General features: G+C 69.7%; 13 protein-coding genes and 1 tRNA gene. 1 reads left to right on the top strand and 13 read right to left on the bottom strand.

Translation table 11 applies throughout. The features are described 5' to 3' along the window. Positions 1-3: 3 nt before the first annotated feature. Positions 4-1,821, bottom strand: a complete 1,818-nt coding sequence (locus ACZ562_RS01280; RefSeq protein WP_471172808.1) for an ABC transporter ATP-binding protein — start codon at positions 1,819-1,821, stop codon at positions 4-6. A gap of 232 nt (positions 1,822-2,053) precedes the next feature. Here ACZ562_RS01280 and ACZ562_RS01285 point away from each other — a divergent pair, with 232 nt between their 5' ends. Further along, a complete protein-coding gene (locus ACZ562_RS01285) occupies positions 2,054-3,310 on the top strand; it encodes an ABC transporter substrate-binding protein (RefSeq protein ID WP_471172811.1) in 1,257 nt (418 codons plus the stop codon). An 18-nt stretch (positions 3,311-3,328) separates the two neighbouring features. Here the strand turns inward: ACZ562_RS01285 and ACZ562_RS01290 are convergent, their stop codons facing one another. The 12 genes from ACZ562_RS01290 to ACZ562_RS01345 form a co-directional block, all read right to left on the bottom strand. After that, positions 3,329-4,069 carry an ABC transporter ATP-binding protein gene (locus tag ACZ562_RS01290; RefSeq protein WP_471172815.1) on the bottom strand — a complete coding sequence of 247 codons (741 nt, stop codon included), beginning with the start codon at positions 4,067-4,069 and terminating at the stop codon, positions 3,329-3,331. 5 nt (positions 4,070-4,074) lie between these two features. Then, the gene (locus ACZ562_RS01295) at positions 4,075-4,956 is read right to left on the bottom strand and encodes an ABC transporter ATP-binding protein (protein WP_471172817.1); all 882 of its coding nucleotides are present in this window, start codon (positions 4,954-4,956) and stop codon (positions 4,075-4,077) included. Then, positions 4,946-5,938 (bottom strand): branched-chain amino acid ABC transporter permease, encoded by a 993-nt coding sequence (locus ACZ562_RS01300; RefSeq protein ID WP_471172821.1) that lies wholly within the window; start codon positions 5,936-5,938, stop codon positions 4,946-4,948. The genes ACZ562_RS01295 and ACZ562_RS01300 overlap by 11 nt, the downstream gene beginning before the upstream one ends. Positions 5,939-5,950: 12 nt before the next feature. Beyond that, on the bottom strand, positions 5,951-6,946 hold the full coding sequence (locus ACZ562_RS01305) for a branched-chain amino acid ABC transporter permease (RefSeq protein WP_471172826.1): 996 nt from the start codon (positions 6,944-6,946) through the stop codon (positions 5,951-5,953). 406 nt (positions 6,947-7,352) lie between these two features. Next, positions 7,353-8,543, bottom strand: a complete 1,191-nt coding sequence (locus ACZ562_RS01310; protein WP_471172829.1) for an ABC transporter ATP-binding protein — start codon at positions 8,541-8,543, stop codon at positions 7,353-7,355. Between the two features lie 33 nt (positions 8,544-8,576). Further along, the gene (locus tag ACZ562_RS01315; protein WP_471172831.1) at positions 8,577-9,410 is read right to left on the bottom strand and encodes a carbohydrate ABC transporter permease; all 834 of its coding nucleotides are present in this window, start codon (positions 9,408-9,410) and stop codon (positions 8,577-8,579) included. Continuing rightward, complete coding sequence (locus ACZ562_RS01320; protein ID WP_471172834.1) at positions 9,410-10,363, bottom strand: carbohydrate ABC transporter permease; 954 nt, start codon at positions 10,361-10,363, stop codon at positions 9,410-9,412. The genes ACZ562_RS01315 and ACZ562_RS01320 overlap by 1 nt, the downstream gene beginning before the upstream one ends. Positions 10,364-10,433: 70 nt before the next feature. Further along, positions 10,434-11,687, bottom strand: a complete 1,254-nt coding sequence (locus tag ACZ562_RS01325; RefSeq protein ID WP_471172836.1) for an ABC transporter substrate-binding protein — start codon at positions 11,685-11,687, stop codon at positions 10,434-10,436. A gap of 592 nt (positions 11,688-12,279) precedes the next feature. Continuing rightward, positions 12,280-12,353 (bottom strand) — tRNA-Pro (locus tag ACZ562_RS01330). A 131-nt stretch (positions 12,354-12,484) separates the two neighbouring features. Then, positions 12,485-12,844 (bottom strand): MmcQ/YjbR family DNA-binding protein, encoded by a 360-nt coding sequence (locus ACZ562_RS01335; RefSeq protein WP_471172839.1) that lies wholly within the window; start codon positions 12,842-12,844, stop codon positions 12,485-12,487. Between the two features lie 30 nt (positions 12,845-12,874). Then, positions 12,875-13,453, bottom strand: a complete 579-nt coding sequence (locus ACZ562_RS01340; RefSeq protein ID WP_471172842.1) for a GNAT family N-acetyltransferase — start codon at positions 13,451-13,453, stop codon at positions 12,875-12,877. After that, positions 13,450-14,034: a helix-turn-helix domain-containing protein gene (locus tag ACZ562_RS01345; RefSeq protein ID WP_471172845.1), complete on the bottom strand. Its 585-nt coding sequence runs from the start codon at positions 14,032-14,034 to the stop codon at positions 13,450-13,452. The genes ACZ562_RS01340 and ACZ562_RS01345 overlap by 4 nt, the downstream gene beginning before the upstream one ends. Between the last annotated feature and the right edge of the window lie 32 nt (positions 14,035-14,066).

Here is a 14,066-nt window from a genome sequence, read left to right on the forward strand (position 1 = left end):
GGTTCAGTGCAGGTCGGCCCGTGCGGGGCGGTCTTCGAGGAAGCCTCCCGACTGGTGCTGCCAGAGCTTGGCGTAGGCGCCGTCGCAGGCGAGCAGATCCTGGTGCGTGCCCTGCTCGACGATCCGTCCGCGGTCGAGGACGACCAGCTGGTCCATGGTGGCGACCGTGCTCAGCCGGTGCGCCACCACGAGCGCAGTCCGCCCTTCCATGAGTCGCCACAGCGCCTCCTGGACGAGGATCTCGCTCTCGGAGTCGAGGGCGCTGGTCGCCTCGTCGAGCAGCAGGATCGGCGCGTCTCGCAGGATCGCCCGGGCGAGAGCGACCCGCTGGCGCTGTCCGCCGGACAGCTTGACGCCGCGCTCGCCCACCATGGTGTCGAAGCCCTCCGGCAGTGCGTCGGCGAACTCCGTGACGTGTGCCGCCTCGGCCGCGCGGCGGATCTCGGCCTCGGTGGCGTCCGGCCGGGCGAACGCGATGTTGTCCCGCAGCGTGCGGTGGAACATCGCCGGGTCCTGCGGCACGTAGGCGAGCAGACTGCGCAGGTCGGCCTGGCGCAGCTTGCTGATGTCCTGGCCTGCGATCAGGATCCGGCCGGCGTCGATGTCCGTCATCCGCAGCAGCAGCCGGGTGAGCGTGGTCTTGCCTCCGCCGGACCGGCCGACGAGACCGATCTTCGTCCCGCTGGGGACGGCCAGGTCGAGGCCCTCGAACAGCGGCTCCGCGCCCCCGTGGGCGAAGGTCACCCGCTCGAAGCGGACGTCGGCGGCCCCCGACGGCACAGGCTCCGGCAGCGCCGGGTCGAGCACGGTCGGCGGTGTCAGCAGCAGCTCGGTGAACTGGGCGGCCTCAGTCATCGAGCTCTCCAGACGGCGGTAGATCTGGTTGAACTCGAACATGATCCGCGTCGCGTTGCTGTAGTAGGTGAAGGCGACGACGACCGCCTCCACGCCGTGCCCTCCCCCGCCGAGCGTGACGGCGAGCAGCAGGCCCAGCGCGTTGGTCAGCACCGACATCGGCGCGACCAGCGTGTCGATGCGCAGATTGCCGTAGTCCCACGACCTCAGCATGAGCCGCCGCGACTCCGCGACGCGGGCCCGGTGTTCCGCGGCCTCACGTTCCTCGGCGGCGAACGCCCGGACCGTGTCCATGTTCATCAGGCTGTCGGCGACGTGGCCCGACACCCGGGCGATCGCCTCCTCACGCTGGTCGACCAGCGCCTGGCGGCGACGGATGAGGGGCACCACGCACAGTGCCGTCAGTGCGATCATCACCAGGAGCCCGACCACGAGCAGCGGTTCGTAGCTCCACAGGACCACCGAGCCGAACAGCAGGGGCACGAGACTGCCCACGACCTGGAACGTCAGGGTGTCGACGCACTCCTCGAAGCGGGAGGCGAAGCTCAGCACCCGCTTGGTCAGCGACCCCGCGAAGTTGTCGTGGAAGAACGCGGCGTCCTTGGCGAACAGCTCGTCCATGCCGATCACGTACAGATGCTCGATGCCGAGGCCGTCGAGGCGGTTCAGGCAGTGCAGACCGAGGCGCCACAGCGCCTCCGCGAGCAGCAGGACACCGGCGAAACCGAGGACGTAGGGCAGCGTCGCGCCGATCGTGATTCCGGCGTCGTCGTCGGCGATCCGGCCGACGAGCTTCGCCACGACCAGCGGCGCGATGTAGGCGATGCCTGTGTTGCCCAGCGCCGGCAGCAGCATCGCGGGTACGGCCAGCCGGCGGAGACGGGACAACTCCCGTCCGTAGTAACGGAGTGCGAGGAGCACCGAGCCCCTGCCCGGTAAGGACTTGCGCGATTCAGGCGATCCCATCCCAAACCCTGTGTTGTCGAGTGAAGTCGCAGTGTCCCGCGACGGCGCCGCCGGAGTCCAAGCGTTTTTCTCAGCCGGCGGCCCGGTTCCCGGACCGTTGCCGCTTGACCGCCCGGCGGCCGCAGCAGGGTCGGCCCTCGCCGCCCGCGACCTGCAAGTCTTACCCTCTGTAGTGAGGGCGGGCGCCGGCCGGCCCCTCGACCGACGTCCGCCTCACCGAGAGGAGGCGGACATGAAAGCGTCAGTGCAACGGTTCGCGATCTTCGCAGGCGCGGCGGCCCTGCTGGGGGCGGCCGTCGGCGCGACCGGCAGTGCCGGGGCCGTGGCCCCGGCCGACGAAGACGGTGAGCTCAAGTTCGGCTACGTGCTGCCGGAGACCGGTCAGCTCGCCTTCCTCGGGCCGCCGCAGATCGAGTCCCTGAAGTTCGCGATCAAGACGATGAACGACGCGGGCGGTGTCCTCGGCGAGCCGGTTCCGACGCCGGTCGGCGGCGACGAAGCCGGTCAGGAAGCCGTCGCGGCAGAGTCGGCCGACCGGGTCCTCGCGTCCGGCGTGGACGCGATCATCGGCGCGGCGGCCTCCGGGATGTCGCTGGCATTCATCGACCGGGTGACGGGAGCCGGCGTGGTCCAGTGCTCGGGGTCTAACACGGCACCCACCTTCACCGACTACGACGACGGCGGGTTCTACTTCCGCACCGCGCCGAGCGACGTGCTCCAGGCGCCGGTCCTGGCGAAGCTGATACGCGGGGACGGCCACAACCGGGTGGCACTGATCGGACGGGCCGACGACTACGGGCGCGGCCTGGTCGACTCCACCAAGCAGGAACTGGAGGACGCCGGCGCGACCGTGACGCTCGCGGAGACCTACGACCCGAAGGCGACGAACTTCGACCAGATCGTGCAGAAGGCCAAGGACTCCAATCCTGACGCGGTCGCGGTGATCGCGTTCGAGGAGGGCGCACAGGTACTGCAGGCGCTGATCGAGGCGGGCCTCGGTCCCGACCAGGTCGGCGTCTACGGCGCCGACGGCCTGCGCAGTGAGGAACTGCCGTCGATCGTCGCCCCCGGCAACCCGCAGCGGCTCGCCGGGATGAAGGGGACGGCGCCCGCGTCGGCGTCCAACGCGCAGTTCGTGAAGGATCTCAAGAAGTTCGCGCCCAAACTCAGGGAGCTGCAGTTCGCGCCGCAGGTGTTCGACTGTGCGACGACCATCGCCCTCGCCACTGAGCAGGCCAAGTCGGACAACCCTGAGGATTTCTCCAAGGAGATGGTCGGGGTCACCAAGGACGGCGAGAAGTGCAACACGTTCGCCGCGTGCAAGAAGCTGATCGCGGCCGGGAGGGACATCGACTACGACGGAGTGAGCGGTCCGCTGGACTTCACCGACAAGGGTGAACCGGGCCGGGCCACGATCGAGGTGTACGCCTATGACGACCAGGGCAAGCTGCGCACCGTCCGCACCGAGGTGAGCACCGCCCAGGACTGAGACGACGAGCCGAGGAGATCAGCGGACGCGGGCGAGGGTGCCGAGATAGAGCTCGATCACCTTCTCGTCGCGCAGCAGACGCGGCCCCGTACCGGTGTACGCGTTCCGGCCCTGGTCGAGAACGTAGCCGCGGTGGCAGATCTGCAGGCATCGGCGGGCGTTCTGCTCGACCATGAGCACGGCGACTCCCGCGCCGTTGATCTCCTTCACCCGCTCGAACACGAGGTCCTGATGGGCCGGGGACAGGCCCGCCGACGGCTCGTCGAGCAGCAGCAGCCGTGGCTCCATCATCAGCGCCCGTGCCATGGCCAGCATCTGCCGCTCGCCGCCCGACATGGATCCGGCCTTCTGCTTGCGGCGGGCGGCCAGCACGGGGAAGAGCTCCTCCAGCTCCGCGGCCCGCCCGGCGAAGGCCTTGGGCCGCAGATAGATACCCATCCGGAGGTTCTCCTCGACGGTCAGCGCCGGGAAGACGTTCTGCAGCTGCGGTACGTATCCCACGCCCCGGCGGACCTGCTCGTGCGCGGGCCGGTTGGTGACGTCCTCGCCGAGCAGCCGTACCGTCCCCCCGCGCACGCGCAGCAGGCCGAAGACCGCCTTGATCAGGGTCGACTTTCCGGCTCCGTTGGGGCCGATCACACCGACCAGTTCGCCGGGGTCCACCCGGACACTGCATCCGCGCAGCACGTCGACTCCTGGGAGGTAACCGGCGACGATGCCCTCGGCCGTCAGCATCGGTACCTGGTCGTCGGTGGGCATGAGCGTCACTCCTGGCCTCGGGGCGTTCCTGGTTCGTCGTGCCGTCTGCCCAGATAGGCGTCCACGACGTCGGGGTTCCGGGCGATCGTGTGCGGTGGGCCCTCCGCCACCAGCCGGCCGTCGGCCATGACGGCCACCCAGTCGCTGATGCCCATCACCACGTCCATGTCGTGTTCGACGAAGCAGACGGTCATTCCCTCGTCCCGCAGCTCGGTGATGTGTCCGAGCAGGCTCTGGGTCAGCGCCGGGTTGACGCCGGCCATCGGCTCGTCGAGCAGCACCATGACGGGCCGGGCCATCAGCGCGCGGGCCAGCTCGAGGAGTTTGCGCTGTCCTCCCGACAGGGTGCCGGCGTAGTCGTCGCGGAGCTGCCCGAGCCTGAACCGCTCCAGCAGCTCGTCCGCCCTGCGCCGGGCCTCCCGCTCCTGCCCGTGCCACAGCGGCCGCAGCAGTGCGGGCAGCAGCTTCTCGCCGCGTTGTCCGGAGGCCGCGAGCATCATGTTCTCCCGCACGGACAGCCGGGGAATGACCCTGGTGAGCTGGAACGTACGGACCAGGCCGTGCCGCGCCACCCGGTGCGCGGGGCGGCCGGCGAGGGGATGCCCGTCGAACCACCAGTGGCCGCCGTCGGCCCGGTCGAATCCGCTCACGATGTTGAACAGCGTCGTCTTGCCGGCGCCGTTCGGGCCGATGAGCGCCGTGATGGCCCCTCGCTGCACCTCCAGGTGTTCCACCCGTACGGCGGCGAGTCCGCCGAAGCTGCGGGTAACCCGGTCCAGGACGAGCAGCGCGTCCGGCTTGGGTGCCCCCGGCTCGGGCGCTGTCCCGGCGAGCCGCGGGCCGGCCGCGGCGGACCCGCCCGTGGGGGGTGCCTGATCATCGCTCACTGAGCAGCATCTCCTTCCGGCTGCCGAGGATGCCCTGCGGCCGGAACACGATCAGCAGGATCAGGGCGAGGCCGACCAGCGCGAAGCGCACGGCCCCGATCTCGGACGTGCTGATCACGTCGGACGAGATGTAGCCGGCGTCGATGGCCTGCCGCAGCGCGCTGTCGAGGAAGCTGAGCACGAACCAGAACAGGATGGAGCCGATGACCGGCCCCAGGATCCGCCCGGCACCCCCCAGCACGAGCAGCGTGTACAGGAAGAACGTGACGGCCGGGTCGAAGCTGTCGGGGTTCACCGACTGCACCTGGATGGCCTGCAGCATGCCCGCGACCGCCCCGATCACTCCGCCCAGGACCAGGCTCTGCATCTTGTACGCGTAGACGTTCTTGCCGAGGCTGCGGGGGGCGTTCTCGTCGTCGCGGATGGAGCGGATGACGCGGCCCCACGGGCTGTGCACCAGCAGGGCGAGCAGTACCGCGACCACCGCCACCAGTCCCCATCCGATGATGAGCACCCACACGTCACGGGAGTTGAACTCCACCCGCCACACCCCGTAGGTGCCCCGCGGTATCGGGCTGAGGTCGTAGAAGTCACTCGCGAACCTCTGCAGGCCGAACACCCCGCCGGTGACGTCCTCGGCCCAGCTGGAGCGGTAGAACAGCCGGAGCGTCTCCCCGGCGGCGATGGTGGTGATCGCGAGGTAGTCGGCCCGCAGCCGGAGCGTGGGGACACCCAGCAGGAGGGCCAGCACGACGGCGCAGGCGAGTCCGGCCAGCACCCCGAGCCACATGGGCCCGTCGTACGTCGCCACCGTGACCGCCAGCCCGTAGCCGCCCACCAGCATGAAGCCGACCTGGCCGAAGTTGAGCAGGCCGGTGTAGCCGAAGTGCAGGTTCAGCCCCATCGCGGCGAGCGCGTAGACGGCGGCGATCGGACCGATGCCGGACCGCAGTGCGTCGGAGAAGATGACCGACCAGTCCATGGGCCCGCCTCCTCATCCCACGCGTTCGCGGCGGCCGAGGATGCCCTGCGGCCGGACGAGCAGCACGACGATGAGGACCAGCAGCGCCCAGGCGTACTGAAGGTCGACCGGGAACCACAGGCTGGACACCTGGGCGACGATCCCGATGACCAGGCTGCCCACCATCGCGCCGTAGGCGGAGCCCAGTCCGCCCAGGATGATCCCGGCGAACATCAGCAGCAGCAGCTTGAACCCCATGTCCCAGGTGATGATCTCCACCAGACCCAGGAAGACCCCGCCGAGGGCGGCCAGGCCGCCGCCGAGCATCCACACGAACAGCACCACCCGCTGAACGTCGATGCCCGAGGCCTCCGCGAGATCGCGGTTGACGGAGACGGCGCGGACGGCCGTACCGACCCGGGTCCGCTGCAGCAGGACGGCGACGCCGAGCAGCACGAGGACGGAGAGCAGGGTGACCGTGAGGTCCCGCGGGGTGATGCCGACCGGCCCCCAGTCGAACGCCTTCTGGATGTCGTACTGGGCGAAGGAGGCGGGCCGTGTCCCGTACAGGACGAGCACGATGTGCCGCAGCAGCAGGGACAGTCCGATCGTGACGATGAACAGGTTGATCAGCCCGGTGCCCCGTGCCCGCAGGGGGCGCCAGATGGTGCGGTCCACGGCCGCGCCCAGCAGCGCACCGACGAGGACGGCCGCGATCGTGGCCGGCACGAGGTGCCACCCCGGGCCCGCCGGGGAGACGTTGAGGAAGAACGCGAACGTGGCGCCGATCGTGACGAACTCGCCGTGCGCGAAGTTGATCAGGTGGATGGTGCCGAAGATCAGTGACAGCCCGACGGCGGTGATGGCGATGATCACGCCGAACTGGATGCCGTCGATCAGCGCCTGCAGCAGCCGTGCTCCGAACCCCCGGCCGTGCGGGACCTCCTCGCCCTGTCCCCAAGCGGGGGATGCGAACAACAGCACCTGTGCCAGAGCGAGCACCGGAAGGAGAATGCGCGGACGGGACATGATGCTCCCGGTATGCCCTGAATGCTCCTGTTACACAGTGTAAACGCATCCCCCACCGTCGTGGCTTCCCACGTTCGTTGCCAGGGGCGAGAACAGCCTGCGCAAGCCGCTCTCCCACCGGGTGCGGAACGGCGCCCCACGTCCCGGCGAGAAGCCGGACGGCCACCCCCTCCCCACGGGGCCCGTCGTCAGGGGACGGCACACCGGGCGCGCGCAGCCTGAGCAGCCTGGCCGAGAGGTACGGAATCCGGTGCGGGACTAGCGCCGGAGCAGCGCGGGGAGGCAGACGAGGCGGCTGTCGCCGGGCGGGACCGTTCGTCACCGGCCGCGCAGACCCGGGCGAGGGCCCCGACCGGTCAGGCCGGGGTCCTGGACCCGACGAAGACGCCGATGCGGTGACGCATCGTCAGCCGACGCTCTCCGGATGTGTGAGGTTCGCTCCGGTCGCGGGGTCGAACACATGGGCCTTGCCCATGTCGACCTGCAGCTCCACGGGTTCGCCTTCGCGGGCGCGCGTGGCGGCGTCCAGGCGGGCCACGATCTGCTGGCCGGCCTCGGCGCCGGTGTCGCGCAGGCCCGAGTCCGTGGCGAGCTCCTCGAGTTCGGCGGTGGTCACGGGCCCGCCCTCCGCGCTGAAGTAGACGTACACGTCGGAGCCCAGCGACTCCAGTACGTCAACGGTGGCGGTGTAGACGGGGCCGCCCCGCTCCCGGTCGTGCGAGAGGGCCGCGTCCTCGAACGCCTCGGGCCGCAGCCCGACGATGAGCTCGCGGGGCGCGTTCTGCCGTTCCAGCGCCTGCCGCGTACGGTCGTCCAGGGGCAGGTCGCCCAGGGGCGAGCGCAGGACACCGTTCTCCAGGGTGGCATTCAGGAAGTTCATCGCCGGGGAGCCGATGAAGCCCGCGACGAACAGGTTGCGCGGGTGGTCGTAGAGGTCCGCGGGCGTGCCGATCTGCTGGACCAGGCCCGTCCTCATGACCACGACCCGGTCGCCGAGGGTCATCGCCTCGGTCTGGTCGTGGGTGACGTACACGGTGGTGGTACCGAGGCGCCGCTGGATCCGGGAGATCTGGGTGCGCATCTGCACCCGGAGTTTGGCGTCCAGGTTGGACAGCGGCTCGTCCATCAGGAACGCCTTGGGGTCACGCACGATCGCCCGCCCCATGGCCACGCGCTGGCGCTGGCCGCCCGAGAGGTTGGCGGGCTTGCGGTCCAGGTGCTCGGCCAGGTCGAGAACCCGGGCGGCCTCCTCGACCTTGGTGTTGATGGTGGCCTTGTCCACCTTGGCCAAGCGCAGCGGAAAGCCCATGTTCTCCCGGACGGTCATGTGCGGGTACAGGGCATAGCTCTGGAACACCATGGCGACGTCGCGTTCCTTGGGTGCAAGGTCGTTGACGACCCGGTCACCGATGCGCAGCGTGCCGTCGGTGATGTCCTCGAGTCCGGCGATCATGTTCAGGGTGGTGGACTTGCCGCATCCGGACGGACCGACCAGGATCACGAACTCGCCGTCGGCGATGTCGAGGTCCACGTCCTTGACGGCGAGGGATCCGTCGGGAAAACGCTTGGTGACTCCCTCAAGGACGATCTCGGCCATGGGTGGTGCCTCCTTGCCTTCATGCCTTCGGGGTCATCCCTTGACCGCCCCGGAGGTCAGTCCGGCGACGATCCGTCGCTGGAAGAACAGAACGAACAAGATGATCGGGATGGTGATCACCACCGCGGCGGCGGCGATCGACCCGGTGGGCTGCTGGAACTGCGAGCTGCCGGTGAAGAACGCGATCGCCGCCGGCACGGTACGCGCGGACTCGGTGGAGGTCAGCGAGATCGCGAACAGGAAGTCGTTCCAGCAGAAGATGAACACGAGAATGGCCGTGGTGAACACGCCGGGCGCGGCCAGCGGCACGATGACCATCCGGAAGGCCTGCGCGGGTGTGGCCCCGTCCACCTTGGCCGCCTTCTCCAGGTCCCAGGGGATCTCCCGGAAGAACGCCGACAGGGTGTAGATCGCGAGCGGCAGGGAGAAGGTCATGTACGGGATGATCAGCCCGATCCAGGTGTCGAAGATCCCGATGATCCGCTCGATGTTGAACAGCGGTGACACGAGGGAGATCGGCGGGAACATCGCGATCAGCAAAGACATGCCGATGAGCACCTTTTTGCCGGGGAACCGCAGCCTGGCCACCGCGTAGGCGGCCATCGTGCCCAGCGCCACCGCGATCACCGTGGCGATCAGGGCGATACCGATCGAGTTGACGAGCGCCCGGGTGAACTCCGAGGTCTCGAAGATGCCCCGGTAGTTCTCCCAGGTCCAGTCCCTGGGGATGTAGTCGCCGTCGGTGAGGGTGCTGGGGTCCTTGAACGACAGCGCGGCGATCCACCACACCGGGAACAGGGCGTACAGCACCACCACCACGTTCAGGACACCCCAGCGGGTGGCATGCGTCTTGCCTACGGCGGCCATCAGCGCTTCACCTCCGCGCCGGGTGCGGCCGCGCCGAACAGCTTGACGAAGGTGAAGGCGATGATCCCGACGCAGATGAAGATCAGGACCGAGATCGCCGACCCGATGCCCAGGTTCAGCGCGGTGAACAGGTTGTCGTACCCGAGGATCGACACGGAGCCGGTTCCCTGGGCGCCCGCGGTCAGGATGTAGATGTTGTCGAAGATCCGGAACGCGTCCAGGGTGCGGAAGAGCAGGGCCACCAGGATGGCCGGCTTCATCAGCGGCACCATGACCTTGGTGAAGCGCTGCCAGGGGGTGGCGCCGTCCACCATGGCCGCCTTCAGGGTCTCCTCGGGGACCAGGGCGAGGCCCGCGAGCAGCAGCAGGGCCATGAACGGTGTCGTCTTCCACACCTCGGCGAGGATGATCAGCCACAGGGCAGGCCACTGTTCGGTCAGCGGGGCGTCTCCGCTGGGCAGCAGCTCGGCGAGGTAGCCGAGATCCGGGGTCCAGGCGTACTGCCAGGAGAAGGCGGCGACCACGGTGACGATGCCGTACGGAATCAGGACCGACGTGCGGACCACGCCGCGCCAGAAGATCGTGCGGTGCATCACCAGCGCGAGCCCCATGCCGAGGACCAGTTCGATGACCACGGACACCACGGTGATGAACAGCGTGACCCAGAAGGCGTCCCACCAGAACGGGGAGGTCAGCACCGCCCCGTAGTTGCTCAGGCCCACGAACTTCGCCTGTCCCGGGAAGCGCAGGTCGTAGCGCTGGAGGGAGAGGTAGATGGCGTATCCGATGGGGTAGGCGGTCACCGCGAGCATGACGACGACGGCCGGTGCGCACAGCAGCCAGCCGAGCCGCCGCTCCTGCCGGGCGCCGACCGAGAGCGCCGCGGGTCCCTTGCGTGTCTGCTCCGCCTCCGGGGGCGGCGGGGCTCCGGCCGGTTCCGCCTGCATACTCATCTCGGACCGCCCGGGGGTGAGACCCGCGCGCGGGGTGACCGGCCGGCGGGGTGGTGGAGGTGGAGGTGGTTCACGGGATCACGCCCTCGGATCGCAGAGCCTCGTCGATCTGTTCCCTGATGGTGTTGACCGAGCTCACCGGCTTGATCCCGGACGGCGGGGACAGCGTGTGGGAGATCGCGATCGAGATGTTCTGGTAGGCCGGAGTGAGCGGGCGGACGCTCGCAGTCTCCAGGGCGGCCAGAACCTCTTTGGCGAACGGGTACTGCTTGATGAGCGCCGGCTCGTCGTACAGGGCACGCAGGGTCGGCGGCAGGCCGCCGTCGATCGCGGCGGTGAGCTGGTTCTCCCGGTTGCGCAGGCACAGGGCCGCCTCGAAGGCCAGGCCGGGGTGGCGCGAGTAGGCACTCACGGCCAGGTCGATGCCGCCGATGGTGGGCCGTGACGGGCGGTTCGCGTCGACCCGGGGGTACGGCGCCCAGCGGAAGTTCTTGAACAGCTCGGGGTTGTTGGCCTTCATCGACGGATAGACGAACGGGTAGTTGAGCTCGAACGCCGCCGTCCCCGCCTCCATGGCCAGCCGGTTCTGGTCCTCCATCTGGTTGGACAGGGAGGGGTCCGCGGCCGGAGAGTTCGCCAGCTCGCGCATGATCCCGGCGGCCCGCACAGCGGGAGGGCCGAGGGAGGGCTCGGTGGCGCTGCGGTTGAGGATGGAGCCGCCCGCGCTGTTGATCAGTGTGTTGAACCAGACGGTCAGGCCCTCGTACTGGGCGCCCTGGATCTCCACGAAGTGCGGCTTGCCCTGCTGGGCGAGCTTACGGGACATGTCCAGCATCTCGGCCCAGGTCCTGGGCGGGGTAGGCACCAAGTCCTTGCGGTACCAGAGGAGTTGGGTGTTGGTGTTGTACGGGACGGCGTACAGCCTGCGCTTCCAGGTCGAGGTTTGCAGCGGTACCCGCAGGGTGCCCTCGGTGGCCTGCCGCCTCGCCGCCCCCGTCCACTCACGGATCCAGCGGGCCTCGGCGAACTCCGCCGCCCAGGTGACGTCCAGGCCCAGGATGTCGATCGAGTCGTCCTCGGCGGCGAGCCTGCGGACGAGCTGCTGGCGCTGGCCGTCGGCGGCGCGCGGGAGTTTGTTGTAGACGATCCGGTAGCGGCCGCCGGATGCCTGGCTGCACCTGTCGGCCGCCTTCTGCAGCGCACCGGAGTCGTCGGGGAAGTTGTACCAGTTGAGGGTCGGCCGGCCGGTGCCCTCGTCGCCGCCGCAGGCGGCGAGCACCGATGCCAGCAACGGCAGCACGGCGAACGCCCGCAGCCGCCGCATCCCCTTGGGACGCGCCTTTCTCCCCGAAATGGGCCGGCAGCCGCACCTCACGTGCACGCGCTCCACACCTCGCTTCCGGGACGGTGACACGGGACTCACACCCCGCAGCGGTTCCTCTTCCGGCGACGCTAAGCATTGCGAAGAGCAACATCAAGCACATATCGCTGCAAATCGCTCATGTCGTCCGGTCGAACCCGGAACGGCCGAGAGGCAGCGTCGGATGTCGGACGAAGGCACCACTGATCCGGGTGGGCACTGCTCGTGCCCTGGTCTGACCGCCGACGGGCGACAGCGGCTTCGCCGATCCGCGCGGCAAGGCGTTCGAGCACGCGGACATGACGGGGACTCGGTTCACCGGTGAGCCTCGACGGGGCGCGGTTCCGGGCACGTGAGCTCAACCGGGTCGTGACGCGCCGCGTCGAGCCGGCCGACACCACGAACGGCTGTGGGAGTCGACCGTCACACGGGCGCGCCGGCTGCCTCCGGGGATCCCGGAGCCATCGCGGGCACACGAGAGCGCCCTCTGAGGCGGGACAGCGAGAGGGCCGTATCGGACTGCTCCGATACGGCCTCTGACCTGCTACTTCGCAAGTCGGGACGACAGGATTTGAACCTGCGACCCCTTGACCCCCAGTCAAGTGCGCTACCAAGCTGCGCCACGTCCCGATGCCCGTCTGACCTGGTGTTTTCCCTGGCCGAGCGTGCATGGAAACAATACCGCACTCGGGTCGGTGATCGCGCACTCCTTTGTTCGTGACCGGCGGACAGCCGGGGCGCCGCGGCGGGCGAGGGGACGGTCACCCGGCGCCCGGCAGGCCCAACTCGGGGTAGGCGTCGACGAGTCGGGGCGGCGCCGCCTGGCGCCAGGAGTCGGCGAGGATGTCCCGCAGTTCACCCTCGTCCTCGATCGCGGCGAGGCGGGCCCGCACCCAGGCGAACTGGGCCTCGTGGTCCGCGATCCAGAACTTCTCCGGCTCCGCCAGGACCAGTTCGTCACGCTCCTCCTTCGGGCAGCGCACGGCGAGGGAGGTCTCGTTCTCGGGCAGCGTGGCGAACATCTTGCCCGCCACCCGGAACGTGGGCATGCTCCAGGCGATCTTCTCCGTCGTGTCCGGGAGGGACAGGGCGATACGGCGTACGTCTTCGGCGTCCGGCATGACAGGCACCGTAGCCGCTGCCACTGACAGTCACCCGGCGGGAGCCCCCGGACCCGCGCCGGCGCCCGTACCGGCAGCCGCGACTGCTCCCGTCGCACCCACGTGCTTGTAGTAGAGCGTCGTCGGCCGCAGCACTCCGGCCGGGTCCGCCGCGTAGTCGGGGATCACGCCTGCCCGGGTCCAGCCGGCCGAGCGGTAGAGGTGCTCGGCGGGGCTGTCGGTCTCGGTGTCCAGGTGGAGCAGGGTGACGTCCGCCGCGACGGCCGCCTCCTCGACGGTGGTCAGGAGTCTGCGGCCGAGCCCCCGACCACGGGCGTCCCGGTGCACCATCAGCTTGACCAGCTCCGCGCGGTGGCGGCTGTTGGGCTTGTCGGCGAAGGCCAGGCTGACGGTGCCGACCACCCGGGAGCCGTCGTACGCCGCCCATACGGCGAGCTGCCCGGCGCGCACCGGGCCGGCACGCCCCTTCCACCAGGTGACGGCCGCCGCGTGGTGGAGCGGCGCGAGGAAGCCGACCGAGGCGCCGCCGTCGACGGTGTCGACCAGCAGACCGGCCAACTCGTCCACACGCGAGCGCAGGTGAGCGTCGTCCAGCCGGGTCACGATCACGGCAGCACCACCGCCAGCACATACCGCGCCTCCCCGGGGCCGGCGCACCGGAAGCGCGTCGGCCCCCACACGCGCAGCCGCAGACAGTCCCCGGTGTCGAGACGGTGCCCGACGTCCTGCGCGATCACGTCGAGCGCCCCGTCCAGGACCCAGATGTGCTGCTCCAGGCCGGGCACGGGCGGGCGGTCGTAGGCGATGTCGGCGCCGACGGCGAGCCGTCCCTCGACGAGTTCGCCGCGCAGCCCGGAGTGCGGCGGGGACACGGACCGTCGTACGAACCCGGAGGCCCGGTCCTCCCACACCGGCTGCTCGGCGGCCCGCACCAGCGGCGCGGGCTCGGCCTCGACCTCGCTGAGCAGCTGGGACATGGTGCGCCCGTAGACGCCGCACAGGCGGTTGAGGAGCGAGGCGGTGGGGCTGATCTCCGCGCGCTCGGCCCGGGACAGGGTCGACCGGCTCACCCCGCTGCGCTCCGCCAGTTCCCCGAGTGACCAGCCGCGTTCTGCCCGTAGTTCGGCGAGGCGGGTGCCCAGCATGGAGTCGACCGGATCAGGAGCGGGTGCACTCTCTGCTTGTTTCATATCTGGGACGCTATCCCAGATATGAAACGCCG

This window comes from Streptomyces sp. NPDC040410 (assembly GCF_055595715.1).